The sequence below is a fragment of the Sphingopyxis sp. MWB1 genome (genome assembly GCF_000763945.1).
Taxonomy (GTDB): Bacteria; Pseudomonadota; Alphaproteobacteria; order Sphingomonadales; family Sphingomonadaceae; genus Sphingopyxis.
Genome location: NZ_JQFJ01000002.1, coordinates 2,262,999 through 2,277,256, shown reverse-complemented (window position 1 = coordinate 2,277,256; position 14,258 = coordinate 2,262,999). Strand labels below are relative to the sequence as shown.

Annotated in this window: 9 protein-coding genes and 1 tRNA gene; 5 read left to right on the top strand and 5 right to left on the bottom strand. The window is 61.2% G+C overall.

From position 1 onward, the window contains the following. The first annotated feature begins 36 nt into the window (after positions 1 to 36). On the top strand, positions 37 to 654 hold the full coding sequence (locus JV18_RS0111340) for an META domain-containing protein (protein WP_052071930.1): 618 nt from the start codon (positions 37 to 39) through the stop codon (positions 652 to 654). A gap of 341 nt (positions 655 to 995) precedes the next feature. Here the strand turns inward: JV18_RS0111340 and JV18_RS15250 are convergent, their stop codons facing one another. Beyond that, positions 996 to 1,442, bottom strand: coding sequence for a hypothetical protein (locus JV18_RS15250; protein WP_144243924.1), 447 nt, complete (start codon positions 1,440 to 1,442; stop codon positions 996 to 998). A gap of 480 nt (positions 1,443 to 1,922) precedes the next feature. Here JV18_RS15250 and JV18_RS14745 point away from each other — a divergent pair, with 480 nt between their 5' ends. Continuing rightward, positions 1,923 to 4,967 carry an autotransporter outer membrane beta-barrel domain-containing protein gene (locus tag JV18_RS14745; protein WP_052071929.1) on the top strand — a complete coding sequence of 1,015 codons (3,045 nt, stop codon included), beginning with the start codon at positions 1,923 to 1,925 and terminating at the stop codon, positions 4,965 to 4,967. A gap of 784 nt (positions 4,968 to 5,751) precedes the next feature. Continuing rightward, positions 5,752 to 7,509: a hypothetical protein gene (locus JV18_RS0111325; RefSeq protein ID WP_033074573.1), complete on the top strand. Its 1,758-nt coding sequence runs from the start codon at positions 5,752 to 5,754 to the stop codon at positions 7,507 to 7,509. A gap of 130 nt (positions 7,510 to 7,639) precedes the next feature. Here the strand turns inward: JV18_RS0111325 and JV18_RS0111320 are convergent. From JV18_RS0111320 to JV18_RS0111300, 4 genes are all read right to left on the bottom strand, one after another. Beyond that, positions 7,640 to 7,715 (bottom strand) — tRNA-Phe (locus tag JV18_RS0111320). Positions 7,716 to 7,816: 101 nt separating this feature from the next. Further along, a complete protein-coding gene (locus tag JV18_RS0111315) occupies positions 7,817 to 9,169 on the bottom strand; it encodes a DNA recombination protein RmuC (protein WP_033074572.1) in 1,353 nt (450 codons plus the stop codon). Positions 9,170 to 9,544: 375 nt separating this feature from the next. Next, positions 9,545 to 10,015: a hypothetical protein gene (locus JV18_RS0111305; protein WP_033074570.1), complete on the bottom strand. Its 471-nt coding sequence runs from the start codon at positions 10,013 to 10,015 to the stop codon at positions 9,545 to 9,547. A 142-nt stretch (positions 10,016 to 10,157) separates the two neighbouring features. Next, a complete protein-coding gene (locus JV18_RS0111300) occupies positions 10,158 to 10,709 on the bottom strand; it encodes a copper chaperone PCu(A)C (RefSeq protein ID WP_033074569.1) in 552 nt (183 codons plus the stop codon). A gap of 165 nt (positions 10,710 to 10,874) precedes the next feature. Here JV18_RS0111300 and dnaK point away from each other — a divergent pair, with 165 nt between their 5' ends. Beyond that, entirely contained in the window at positions 10,875 to 12,779 is a 1,905-nt protein-coding gene (gene dnaK, locus JV18_RS0111295; protein WP_033074568.1) for a molecular chaperone DnaK, read from the top strand. 118 nt (positions 12,780 to 12,897) lie between these two features. Further along, positions 12,898 to 14,031, top strand: coding sequence for a molecular chaperone DnaJ (gene dnaJ / locus JV18_RS0111290; protein WP_033074567.1), 1,134 nt, complete (start codon positions 12,898 to 12,900; stop codon positions 14,029 to 14,031). The last annotated feature ends 227 nt before the right edge of the window (positions 14,032 to 14,258 follow it).

Here is a 14,258-nt window from a genome sequence, read left to right as displayed (position 1 = left end):
AGGCCGCCACAGCCCGCCGCCACGGAAGGAGCCTATATGGCGCTGGGCACGGAACCGGGCTGGACCCTCGAAATCACGCCCGAGCGGCTCAACTATAATGGCGATTATGGCGAGACGAAAATCCGACTTCCCAACCCCGGCGCAGCCCGCCTTGCCGATGGAGGCACCCACTATGCGGCGGGGCGGCTGGATGTCACCATTCACCGCGCCCCGTGCAGCGACGGCATGAGCGACCGCCTCTATATGGATACGGTGCGCCTGATTGCCGATGGGAAAAGGCTGAACGGGTGCGGCGGCGAAGTCGATGTGGCGGCGATGTTGAACGATACACGCTGGCAGTCGGTGCGGGGCGATGAGGCCGCATCGAGCGTCATTCCCCCAGTCAGGCTGCATTTCGCTGGTGAGCGGATCAGCGGCCATAGCGGCTGCAACCAGTTCATTGGCACCTTTCGCCATGACGGCAAATATTTGACGCCTGGCCCCCTGACCATAACCGAAAAGGCCTGCCCCGCACCCGTCATGGAGCAGGAACGCCGCTTCCTCGACATGATGAAGGGGCCGGTAACAATAGACATTGATGCCGAAGGCAAAATGATTCTGACAGGGAAATCAGGAAAGGCGATGGCATTCACCCCGGACTATATCGATAAGTAATTGTTTTTTCATTACATATGCACAAAGAATAATATATAAGTTATATAGTTGACTTTTTAAAACTCCTGTCCCACATAGGGGGCATGAGGGACTATATACTCTCAAGGCTTTTCGCGCATCAGGCAGGCCTGCTCCTCGCAGGCTAGCCGCCCCGTGCCCGCATTCGGCGGGAGCGGGGCTGATGCTGTAGCGATTAGACTTGAGGCGGCCCATCGGGCCTGGGTGACGATGTGTCCCATTTCCTTCCCCTTCTTCCAGCCTGAGCGCGCACCTTATGGCGCATCTTTCTGCTCATCGCCTTCCTGCGGCGGGCGGCAGTGCCCAGCGCAAAGTCTTCGCGTTCACCGCGCGGCTTGACGCCTCGCTTTGACCGGCGCCCCAAGCCGCGCCTCCTCTGTCTCAACCAGGTGCTGAATATGAACCGCCCATTTTGCGATACGCTTTTCATTGCCTTGCTCCGCCGCGCCTCGCGCCGCGCCAATGAAATATTGGCGGTGCCCGGCGCATCGCAGGGAGTGCACATGCTCGCCGATGATGGCCTCAATCAAATTCAGCGACTTGCCCAATCGGCGCTGGCCGAAGATCAGCTGACCAGCGTAGCGCTTCGCCTTGCGGTCTCTGGCCCGCATCGGGGCAAGCCGCTTGTTGCGCGGCTGGTGCATCATTTCCAGCAGCCCGCGTCCCAGCTGGAAACGCAGGCGCTGCGCCAGGCAGTTTGGCGCGATAGCGAATGCCAGCAGCTTCCTTTTGCCCAGGCCGCGCGCGAAGTTTGCCGAATGGAGCCGCACTGGTGGCCTGGCGATCCCCGGACCGTTCCGGCGCGGTGGCGCGCCCACGCCGCCCTTTATGCACGGCTGTGGCACGACCCGCGCATAAGGGCGCCTCTCGCTACCCGGCGGCTGATGCTCGCAATGGTGAGTACGCTGGCCGCGCAAGCAAATCCACCCGCCCTGCCCAATAAGCAAGAAAATCGGCAACTATGACTGCAGAGGGAATCGGATTATTTCATTCCACTTTCGGTTTAAACTTCTTAATTCGTTTCGATTAGTTAACGAGAAAATTCTTTGAAATTAGATAATTAACGAAATGGCATATCTTACAATGCTTACTTAATTTTAACCATTTCAGGAAGAAACTCTATAGTCATTGCTTTAAACTAACTTTCAATTATAGGGAAAAATAGGTGGGGCACTATACGGTGGAGCAATTTCTATATGTAAATGCCTCTCCGGCAATAATTATTAGTTGATTCATAGGAGAATCCAAAAGTGTCGTACCGCTATCCCCTCACTGTCGCCTTGCTTCTTTCCACGAGCAGCGTGGCTTTTGCCGAAGTTGTCGGCGACGGTTCGATCCGTTTTCTGACGCCGACCACGCCTCATCAAACATGGTCCATGAGCAATGGTTCGCGGCTGTTGACGCGCGAACCCGGCGCGCGGACCGACTGGATCGATATCGATAGCGGCGGCGAGGCTCAGCTCGATGGCGTCACGGTCGATACGGCACGCGAAGCCGGCTATGCCGTAGGCATCTACAGCGGAACCGGGGAAATCCGGAACAGCACGATCAATAATAGCAAAGGGGGCGGCGTCACTGCTGGCCGCCGCGCCTTTTCCAGCGATCCGCGCACCTCTACGCTTATTGTTACGGACAGCGTGATCAACTCGGTCAACCGCGGCGCGCTCGTTCAGGGTGACAGCGCACTGACGCTGTCGGGAACCGAGGTGAACACCACCGGCACCACCTCTTCCGCCCCGGGCGGCAGTGCGGCGCTGCATATCGGCGATGGCGTTATGACGCTGGAAAATGGCAGCTATGCGCGCGGTGAGGGTGTTGGCGCCTGGTTTGCCCCTGACCTGCGCTTCAGCGACGATGGCATTGCCACGGGAACCTTGATCGTCGATGCGTCGACGGTTGAGGGGCAAAATGGCGCGGCCGTCCATATCGGCGGCCTTCCGATCCCGACAAAGATGAGCCAAGTGGACGTCATCGTTCAAAATGGCGGCAATTTGATCGGCGGCAACGGCATTATCATGCAGGTCGATTACAGCAACGCAGCCAATCTCACCGTCGACAACAGCATCCTGACCGGAGATGTCGTGGTGCTGGACGACAGCACAGCGTCGGTGGGTCTGTATAATGGGTCGAGCCTGACGGGCGATTTGTCGAACGTCGAAACGGTCACGCTGAGCGATTCGGAACTCACCGGCGATGTCTGGGTGGAAGACGGGCGCGCGAGCACCATCAACCTCGTCAATTCCGCGCTGACCGGCAATCTTACCAACGTCGGCACCTTGACGATGGATGCCTCCACCCTCACGGGCGACACGCTGATGGCGGCAAGCGGCCCCGGCGTGGTCGCGCTTGCCAATGGCTCGCTGATGGAAGGCTATCTGACGGATGCCGCCGACCTCAGCGTCGATGCCTCGACCATCCGCGGCGATGTTGTGATGAGCGCGTCGAGCAGCAATCCGGTGAGCTTCGCCAATGGCTCGGCGCTGGAGGGGGATCTCAGCGGCGCTCAGGGGCTGATGGTTGATGCTTCCGCCATCAATGGCAATGTCACTCTGGCCGAGGGGAGCGCGGGCGCTGTCTCGCTGACCAATGGCTCCTCCCTGATCGGTTCGATCACGGGCGCCGGCGAATTGACGCTGGAAAATTCGACCATGACCGCCGACGTGGTCATTGTTGACGGCGGATCGGGCGCGGTTGATCTCAGCAACGGCTCGACGCTCACCGGCAACATCGGCGGCGCCACCACGGTCACGGCCGACGCCTCGACAATCAGCGGCGACATCACCTTGCTGGATGGCGGGCTCTCGCTGACCAGCAGCTCGGCGCTCACCGGCAATGTGGCGCGCGTCGCCGACCTGATGGTCGACGATTCGATGCTGACGGGCAATGTTACCGGACTGGCCGGCGGATCTTCGCGCGTCGCGCTGGATAATGGCGCCACCTTTGTCGGCACATTGACCCAGGGTGGAAGCATGACAATCGACGGCGATTCGCTGTGGCGCATGACGGGCAATTCATCGGCGGGCAGCCTGGCGATCAGCAATGGCGTAGTAGAAGTTAGCGGCCGTTCGGGCGCGCCCTTCAACACGCTTACGCTCGGTTCGCTGTCGGGTAATGGCACATTCTTGATGGGAACCGATCTGGCGGCCGGCACGGGCGACCTGATCCAGGTGACAGGCGATGCATCGGGCGACCATCTGCTGCTTATCCAGAATTCGGGTGCTGCGCCGACCACGGGTGAAGAGCGGGTGAAGGTCGTCGCGACCGGCGGCGGTTCCGCGAACTTCCGCATGGATCGCGACTATGTCGAACTGGGCGCATTTGAATTTGCACTCAATCAGGAAGGCCGCGACTGGTATTTGTCGAGCAAGGGCCTGACCCCCGGCGCAACAACGGTCATCGGCATCGCCAGCGCCACGCCGTCCATTTGGTATGGCGAAGTGTCGACCCTGCGCGCACGGATGGGCGACCTGCATCTTGGCGACACCGCCAAGAGCGGCATCTGGGGCCGGACTTATAGCGGCAAATATAGCATCGAAAGCGGTGCAGGCCGTGATTATGACCAGCGCCAATGGGGCCTGACACTGGGCGCCGATGTGGCCGTGCCGACCGGCTCCGCTGGCAATCTGCACCTGGGCCTGATGGGCGGTTACAGCAATTCGAACCTCGATTTCCATATCGCGGGGGCGAAAGGCGGCGTCGACAGCTGGTATGTCGGTGCTTACGGCACCTGGCTGCTCGATAGTGGCTGGTATATCGACGGCCTGATCAAGCAGAACTGGTTCAGCAATGATGCCAGCGCATCGATGAACGACGGGACGCAAACCGTCGGCGAGTTCAAGAGCACCGGCCTTGGTGGGCAGATCGAGGTCGGCAAGCGTTTCTCGCTTGCCAATGACAAGCTCATCTTTGAACCCTTTGCCCAGATCGCTTCCTTCCGTGCGGGCAAAAAGGACTGGGGGCTCGACAATGGCATGGCCGTCGAAAACCGGGCGATGGATTCCTTTGTCACCCGCCTGGGCGCCCATTTCGGCTATAATATCCAAAGCCCCGATGGCTCGACACTTCAACCCTATGTGAAGCTGGCCGTGGCCAATGAGTTCAACAATGACAATGCGGTTTATGTGAACGATACGCGGTTCAACAATGATTTGTCGGGCGCCCGCGGCGAGGTCGGGGTCGGCCTGGCAGCGCAGATCAACGAAGGGCTGCATATCCATGGCGAGTTTGATTACGCCAAGGGCAAAAATTATGAACAGCAAATGGGTATCAGCTTTGGCGCTCGTTTCAGCTTTTAACTAGCACAGCCGTCCTGACGGCACCCTCTTGCGGCCCCGGCCCCTGCTCCTTTCGGCAGGGTGTCCGGGGCCGCTCTTTTTTGATCGACTCAACGACGCCGTTCCGGTGCAGGGACGGCCTGGCGGACAGAAGTGCTGCCAATGCCTCCGCTTTGGAAGAATATGGCAGGTCCTAGATGGGCCATCGCCGAGGCCCTTTTCCTCAACGGATTGCGATATTACGGGCGATGGGCGCACAGAGCTCCGCTTCCAAAAGCGCCGCCCGCCTTGCCTTCCTCGGCAGAACCGCACGGACACTTTCTGTCGCGGCAAACGCCCTCAATGCCATCAGCGGCAGGACAGACGGACATTCCGCTCCGCATCGGACAGGTCATCGCTTGCCCGCAAGAACAGTAAAAACAAAACTGTGCTGTCTGTGATTTGCAATCGCAGATAATAATAGGCCAATCGATCGTCAGATTATTAAATATGATGTTAAAATTGATGCAAAAATACACAATGGTTAATATGCATTAATATTTTGTCATTACTCATATTGATGGCGCTTGAATGGCCGCTCTTGACGCACAGGAGAATGAAAATGCAAGACCCATCCAAATATAACAATTATCGGGGGCGGGATTTAGCCCGCACGCGATCCAAAGGGCCACGAAATCTTCTTCCCGCAATTGTTCCCACCTCCGCCCTGGCCCCCGTTCCCGTCGGCTCGGCACCCGACGGACTTTTAAAGGCGTCGGTCAAAGACGATATACTTCAGATCATCGTTCCCTTTCCGGACGGATGGGTGGACCATGGTTTAGGCGACGCCGTATATCTGCTGTTCGACGGCCAAGCCCTCGAACCTAGAATCATTATCACGCCCGATAATTACGGCTTGCCGCTCGAATTCGATCTTCCGGCCGATGTCCGCGTCGAAGGCCCGCATCAGCTGACCTATGGTGTCTATAGTGGCATTTTCGATAAAGAGATCGCCCGGGGTCCAGCGGTCAAGATGATCGTCGACCTGACACCGCCGGGCCTGCCCTTTCTGGGCCGAATGGAATTTGACCGCGAGATCGAGCAAAATGGCCTGACATCGCAGAAGCTGACCGAGCTTGGCGATGTTTTGAAAGGAAAAGTCCCCAGCTATAATGGCTCGGCAATCGGCGACCTTATCGTCGCCATGATCGACGGCGTGCCCATCTCGCCTCCTTATGAGGTCGGGGCGGGCCAGATTGGCGCCGATATCATTATCGACTTTGTCCGCGCCGCGCTGGAGGCCGCAGGCGATGGCCGCAAGCGCTTTGATTATCAGATCACCGATCGCGCGGGCAACCGGTCGGGCGTGGCCGAACCCACCTATATCAACACGGCGCTGTTGGGGGCTATCCCTGACCTGCTGGGACCCAAAGTTCCCGCCTATGACGACGGAATCATCAACGACGCCGACGCGCGCCTGCCCGTTACCGTGGAGATTCCCGGCAATGCGCGGATCGAGGAAGGCGATGTCGTGGTTGTCTCCTGGGGCGGCCAGCTCCTCCCTCCCGCGCTCGTCGGGCCGGGACATGTGGGTCAGGACCCGCTGTTCGATGTCCTCATCCCTTATTCGACTATCCGCATGTCATGGACAGGTGGGATCACACCGGTCGACGTCAGCTATAGCGTCTATCGCGGTGGCCTCGCGCTGGGCAGTTCACCCGCCACCCCGGTAGAGGTGAATATGGATCTGCCCGGCGGGCCGGATACCGACCCAGAAACGCCGATCCACGACCAGCTAGAACCGCTGCTGGTTCGAGGCGCGAGCGGACAGGATAATGTCATTCCGCCCGCCGATTCCGGACTCGACGCAACAGCCTTCATCCCCTTCCATAACAAAGCTGGCGGCGATGTATTCCGCCTGGGCGATGAAATTGAAGTGGTGTGGGACGGGCAGGTTGCCAACAGCTGGCGTCCCGTAACCAGCGGCGAAATCGCCGCCGGTCTGCCGATCGAAGTGACGATACCCGCAGCGATCGTGTCAATCCGCAGCGGCGATATTCCGGTCCATTATCGCATTCGCCGACAGGCCAACGGGAGCGCCAATCCCCCGATCTACAACATCGCTGTCGGTCCGGTTCAAACGGTCATGGTGACCACCACGGGCGACCTGCCTGGGGGCGGCCAACCTCTTCCCCTGTCGGAATTCACCAAACGCGACGCCGATCGCAATGCGCTCAGCAAAACGATGATTGAACAGGACAACGGCACGCCGCTTTCGACCCCACTCTATATCAACAAGAAGCGGGGCGATAAAATCACGGTGAACGTACAGCTTTACTGGGGCGTAACGGGATCGGGAGGGCCACATGGCACGCCCTATACTTTCCCGCTGACGGTCGGAGCGGACGATGAAGCGAAAGAAACCGTTTTCCAGATACCGAAGGACTTCTTCTTCCAACTGGTCGATCAGGGACGTCCGGCGGTAGGCCAGGCGCGGGCTTCCTATACGGTCGCCAATAGCGTCACCGGCCCCGGCGGTGTCAGCTCTGGCGAAACAGCGGTTATTCTGGACATGCGAGTCTGAATAATCGCCGGAATATCACTGGGAAGGTCTGGACCGCAGGTCCGGGCCTTCCTTTTTATGCCCGATATGGCAACGCCTCCCGCCCGACAGACAGGGCGACAGGAATCCGCATTTCAGCCTGAACCGGAAATGGTGCCTGGGGACGGGATCGAACCGCCGACACTGCGATTTTCAGTCGCATGCTCTATCAACTGAGCTACCCAGGCCTGCCGATCCTGATCGGACGCGACGCGCTTAATCGGGGGTGGGCGCCCTGTCCAGCCCCTGCCGTGGTCGATAGCCGTCCGACAGCTGTTGCCTTGCCGGCCTATTCACCGTCATTCACCGCTGCGGGTCCGCTGGCGAGTTTGGCGAGGGGGCGCGCGGCCTGCTCCGCGACGGGCAGGGTGGGGATGTCCTTTCCCCCGGTTTCGATGTCGAGCGCTTCGAACCGCTTGGCCTGCGTCAGCACCTGGCTTTCGAAGCTGCCGACAAACGCATTATAGGCGCCGGTCGCCTGATCCAGATTTTTGCCCACGCGCGCGATATGCGTCCCCATGGTGGCCATGCGCGCATAAAGCTCCTTGCCCAGCGCGGCGATTTCGCGCGCCTGCCCGGCAAGCTTTTCCTGCCGCCAGACCGCCGCGACGGTGCGCGCGATGGCGATCAAATTGGTCGGCGTCGCGAGCAGCACCTTGCGGTCGAAGGCATAGTCCCAAAGTTCATGGTCATGGTCGAGCGCGGCGGCGAGGAAATGTTCGCCGGGGACGAACATCACGACATAATCGGGCGTATCGTCAAACTGGTTCCAATAGGCCTTGGCGCCCAGCGCATTGACATGCGCCTTCATCGCGGCGGCATGGGCGGCGAGATGCCCGGTCTTTTCGACTTCATCGACCGCGCCGAAAGCATCCTGATAGGCGTTGAGCGAGACCTTGGCGTCGATGACGAGGCTTTGCCCGCCGGGAACCTTGATGATGACATCGGGGCGCAGCCGCCCGCCGTCGCCGTCGGCAACGCTGACTTCGGTCTGGAAATCGGCATGTTCGGACAGGCCGCAACTTTCGAGCACATTGCGAAGCTGTTGCTCGCCCCAACGTCCACGCGCCTTGGGCGCGTTGCGCAGCGCATTGACGAGCTTCGCCGCCTCGCTCGACACGCGCTCGGTCCCTTCGCGCATCGCGGCAATCTGCCCCTGCAGCAGCCCGAAAGCGTCGCGCCGTTCAGCCTCCACCTTGCCGACCGCCTCTTCATAGCGGGCGAGCCGCTCGTGCACCGGCTGGAGCAGCGCCTTCAGATTCTGTCCCGCGCTTTCCTCGCTCTGCCGGAAACGGTCGTTGGCACGGGCAAGGAAATCCTGCTGCGCCTTGTCGAGCATCGCCTGTCCCACTTCGCGAAATTGCGCGGTGAGCGCGGCCTGCGCGTCTTTTAACTGCGCGATCTGTGCATCATGCGCCGCATCGCGCGCCTTTTGCTCGGCCAGCAGCGCCGACAGGCGAAGATCGGCGGTCTTGCGCGCCTCTGCCTCGGCGGCGAGATCGGTCACCGCCGTCTTGAAACGCTCGGCAAAACCGTCGCGCTCGGCCTTGAGCGCGCCCGCCTGCCGCCCGGCGAACAGCCAGCCGATCAGGGCGCCGACGGCAAGGGCGGCAAGGGCGAGTGCAAGCGATAGTCCATCCATGGCGGGAACATAGAACGAACAGAGCAGGCTTGGCTAGGCCGTTCTTTTCCTGCCTGGCGCCACGCCAAAGTTCAGTAAAGTTCAGCCTTGTGCACAAGGCGGTTTCGCGGGTCCTTTTGCGGGACGGCCGTCTTTTTGCGGATGATAGAGAGAAAGAGCCAGAGGGGAGGCTGGCAGGGCGGGAGGATGTAGGACAGCTTTTTTATGCGGGGGAGGCGCGGGGTGGATCCCGGATCAAGTCCGGGATGACGATGAGGGGGGCGGATGACGAGAAGGGAGGCGGATGACGATGAAGGGGGCGAATGGCGCGGAGGGGGCGGATGGCGGGGAGGGAGGGATGGCGCCAAGGGGGTCGTCCCTTTGTGACCGCAAAGATTATGCCGGGCGAAAGGGCAGCACCGCGCGATAGGCGTCGACCCCCGGAGCGCCTGCAAGCGTCACCCCCTGGGTGAGCAGCCAGTAATGGCGGACGATCTCCGCCTGTTGTTCGAGGCCATAGCGGGCGAGCGGCCAGCCGGGTTTGAGGCTGTAGCTATAGGTCGCAAAGGGGTGGCGCATCAGCACCAGATACCAGCGCCCGCGTGTTTGCGCCTGCCACACATGGACCATTTCATGGATGAAGAGGCCCTTGAGCGATTGCGAGGCGGCGCTGAAATCGTCGCAATATAAATCGCCATGCGGGTGGAAATGCAGCGCCCCCATCGGGGCCATCACCACCCGGCGCGGCTGAAAGAACATCCATTTATGATGGCATATCCGCACCGGCGCATAGTCGATGGCGTCGCCGAACACGCTGCGCGCCAGCGCGATTTCGCCATCGGTCAGGGGGCGGGCGTGGCGCGGCATGTCAGCCCTCCGCATCCTTGCGACCCCGACGAAGACCGAGGGAGAGAATCTCCGCCCCGCCGCCTTGCTCGGCGCGGCGGGCCGCAGATTTCCGCGCGGCTTTGCCGCTCGCCATGACGGGGTGGAAGGGCGGCACGCGCGCTTATTTCGCCGCGGCTTCTGCAGCGGGGGCGTCGGCGCTGTCATGCGCCCTGGCGCCATGGTTCATTTCGCCATGGTCCATTTCGCCATGATCCATCGCGTCCGCGCCCGCGGCTTCCTTGATCGGCATGTCGAACAGGATGCGCTCATTATTATTGTTGGTGAAGACAAACTGCATCGGCAGCTTGCCCGCACGCACCGCGGCGGGGTTGATGTTCCAGATCATCAGATGCTTGCCGCCCTGCTTGAACTCCAGCTCGCCCTTGGCGGGCACGGCGGCGCGCTCAAGCGGTTTCATCACGGTCATGTCATTTTCGCGAACCGTTTCGTGCATTTCGACGCGCTGAGCAAGATCGGCGGTGACCGCGACCAGCTCAACGGGCTGCGGCCCGCCCTGCACGGTGAAATAGCCGACTGCCGGGCGGTCCGGGGTGGCGCCCATCACAATATGGCCGCTCACCACATTAAGCGGCTTGGGCGCGCTGAGCTTGTCCCCGCAGCCCGCAAGGCTAAGGGCAAGAGCTGCAAAAGCGGCGGTGGCAATGGGTTTCATTTCGGACAGACTCCATCAAAGCGTGGATATTTCGCCTTTCAGATAAGCCGCGAAAACCCTTGTGCCAAGAACAAGCGCACCTATATCGCCCCCACAAGCTCCTAAGGGGCCAACGACAGGCGCGCCTGTTCAGGGCGCCGTAGAAACAATAAGGACGTTAGACTCATGGCCAAAGTGATCGGGATCGACCTCGGCACCACCAATAGCTGTGTCGCGGTAATGGATGGCGGCAAGCCCAAGGTTATCGAAAATGTCGAAGGGACGCGCACCACGCCGTCCATCGTCGCCTTTGCCAAGGATGGCGAGCGACTGATCGGCCAGCCGGCCAAGCGCCAGGCGGTCACCAACCCCGAAAACACCGTCTTTGCGGTCAAGCGCCTGATCGGTCGCCGGTTCGACGATCCGCTGACCAAGAAGGATATGGAACTCGTCCCCTATAATATCGTCAAGGGCGGCAATGGCGACGCCTGGGTCAAGGCAGGCGGCGAAGATTATTCGCCGTCGCAGATCTCGGCCTTCATCCTGCAAAAGATGAAGGAAACCGCCGAAGCGCATCTGGGCGAAAAGGTCGAGCAGGCGGTGATCACCGTTCCCGCTTATTTCAACGACGCCCAGCGTCAGGCGACGAAGGACGCCGGCAAGATCGCAGGCCTCGAAGTGCTGCGCATCATCAACGAGCCGACCGCGGCCGCACTCGCCTATGGCCTCGACAAGAGCGAGAACAAGACGATCGCCGTCTATGACCTTGGCGGCGGCACCTTTGACATTTCGATCCTCGAAGTCGGCGACGGCGTGTTCGAGGTGAAATCGACCAACGGCGACACCTTCCTCGGCGGTGAGGATTTCGACAGCAAGATCGTCGAATATCTCGCCGACACCTTCAAGAAGGACGAAGGCATCGACCTGCGCGGCGACAAGCTTGCGCTGCAGCGCCTGAAGGAAGCCGCCGAAAAGGCGAAGATCGAACTGTCGTCGGCCGCGACGACCGAGGTCAACCTGCCCTTCATCACCGCCGACGCCAATGGGCCGAAGCACCTTGTGAAGACGATCACGCGTTCGGACCTTGAAAAGCTGGTCGAAGAACTGGTGAAGCGCACGCTCGAGCCTTGCAAGAAGGCGATCAAGGACGCCGGCGTTTCGCCCAGCGAGATCGACGAAGTTGTCCTCGTCGGCGGGATGACCCGCATGCCGCGCGTCCGCGAAGTCGTGAAGGAATTTTTCGGCAAGGAACCGCATACCGGCGTGAACCCTGACGAAGTCGTCGCGATCGGCGCCGCCATTCAGGCGGGCGTGCTGCAGGGCGACGTCAAGGATGTGCTGCTGCTCGACGTGACGCCGCTGTCGCTCGGCATCGAGACGCTGGGCGGCGTGTTCACGCGCATGATCGACCGCAACACCACCATCCCGACGAAGAAGTCGCAGGTCTATTCGACCGCCGATGACAATCAGTCGGCGGTGACGATCCGGGTGTTCCAGGGCGAGCGTGAAATGGCCGCCGACAACAAGCTGCTCGGCCAGTTCGACCTTGTCGGCATCCCGCCCGCCCCCCGCGGCGTGCCGCAGATCGAGGTGACCTTTGACATTGACGCCAATGGCATCGTCAATGTGTCCGCCAAGGACAAGGGCACCGGCAAGGAACAGCAGATCAAGATCCAGGCGTCGGGCGGCCTCAGCGACAGCGACATCGACCAGATGGTCAAGGATGCCGAACAGTTCGCCGAGGAAGACAAGAAGCGCCGCGAGGCAGCCGAGGCAAAGAACAACGCCGAAAGCCTTGTCCACTCGACCGAGCGCCAGCTTGAAGAACATGGCGACAAGATCGACGCCGCGCTGAAGTCGGAAATCGAAGCCGCGGTTGCCGAAACCAAGACCGCGATCGAAGGCGGTGAACCCGCCGCGATGACCGAAAAATCGCAGGCGCTGGCGCAGGTCGCAATGAAGCTGGGTCAGGCGATTTACGAAAAGGAACAGCAGGCCGCTGCCTCGCCCGACGCCGATGCGGGCGAGAAAAAGGCCGACGAAGATGTCGTCGACGCCGAATTTTCGGAAGTCGAAGACGACAAGAAGTAAGAATGGGCTTCAACCGTCCTGCCGGCGAAAGTCGGCATCGCTATCGGCACGGGCCCGCCCGGCCGATAGCGGCCCCGGCCCCCGCCGGGGTGACGGGTTGAAGAAGGGGCTTTGAAGCATGTCGCTCGACATCGACTATTATGAACTGCTGCAGGTCGACCGCAGCGCCGACGACAAGACGCTGAAGTCCGCCTATCGCAAGCTGGCGATGCAATATCACCCCGATCGCAATCCGGGGTGCAGCGACAGCGAGGCGCGCTTCAAGGCGATCAACGAAGCCTATGACTGCCTGAAGGACCCGCAAAAGCGCGCGGCCTATGACCGGTTCGGCAAGGACGCCTTCAAAAATGGCGGCTTTGGCGGCGCGGGCGGGCCGGGCGGCGGCGATTTCGGCGACATTGGCGATATTTTCGAATCGATCTTCGGCTCGGCCTTTGGCGGCGGGCGGCAGCAGCGCGGCCCCGCGCGCGGCGCCGATTTGCGCTATGACATGGAAATCCGGCTGGAGGATGCCTTCACCGGCTGCACCCGCGAGATCGACGTCGATGTCGCCGCGCGCTGCGATGCGTGCGACGGATCGGGGGCCAAGCCCGGCACCAGCACCAACCGCTGCTCCACCTGTGCAGGCTATGGCAAGGTGCGCGCGCAGCAGGGCTTTTTCATGGTCGAGCGCGTCTGCCCCACCTGCCAGGGCGCGGGCGAGGTTATCGCCGACCCTTGCGGCACCTGCCTTGGCGAAGGGCGGGTCGACCGCCGCAAGACGCTGACCGTCAACATCCCCGCCGGGGTCGATGAAGGCACGCGCATCCGCCTGTCGGGCGAAGGCGAAAGCGGCGCGCGCGGCGCGGCACCCGGCGACCTTTATATCTTCCTCCACATGGCGCGGCACAAATTGTTCGAGCGCGAGGGCACGACTTTGTTCACCCGCGCGCCGATCAGTTTCACCACCGCCGCGCTGGGCGGAGAAATTGTCATCCCCGGCCTCGACGGCCAGAAACATGTGATCCATATCCCGGCGGGCATTCAGTCGGGCAAACAGCTTCGCCAGCGCGGCGCGGGCATGCCCGTGCTCAACGGGCGCGGCCATGGCGATCTCGTCGTCCAGATCGACGTCGAAACCCCGACCCGCCTTTCGGCGCGGCAGAAGGAATTGCTGCGCGAATTTCGCGAGACCGAAACCGGCGAAGAATGCCCCGCGAGCCAGGGCTTTTTCGGGCGTATCAAGGATATGTGGGAAGATTTGACCGACTGACGGTGGCGAAAATTCCCCTTGCCGTCATCCCGGTTTGAACGGGCGCCCCCCTTCCCCACGGCAAATGTCATTGCGAACCCGGCGAAGCCGGGGGAAGCAATCCCCAGCCCCCACCTGCGCCCATGATAGCAGGACTGGCTTCGCCCCGATGGCATCCGGGCGGCCTCGCAAATGACAGCCCATGCCGCCTGGTCGCGGGAGATTGCGTACCAGAGCCGCTTTTCAAC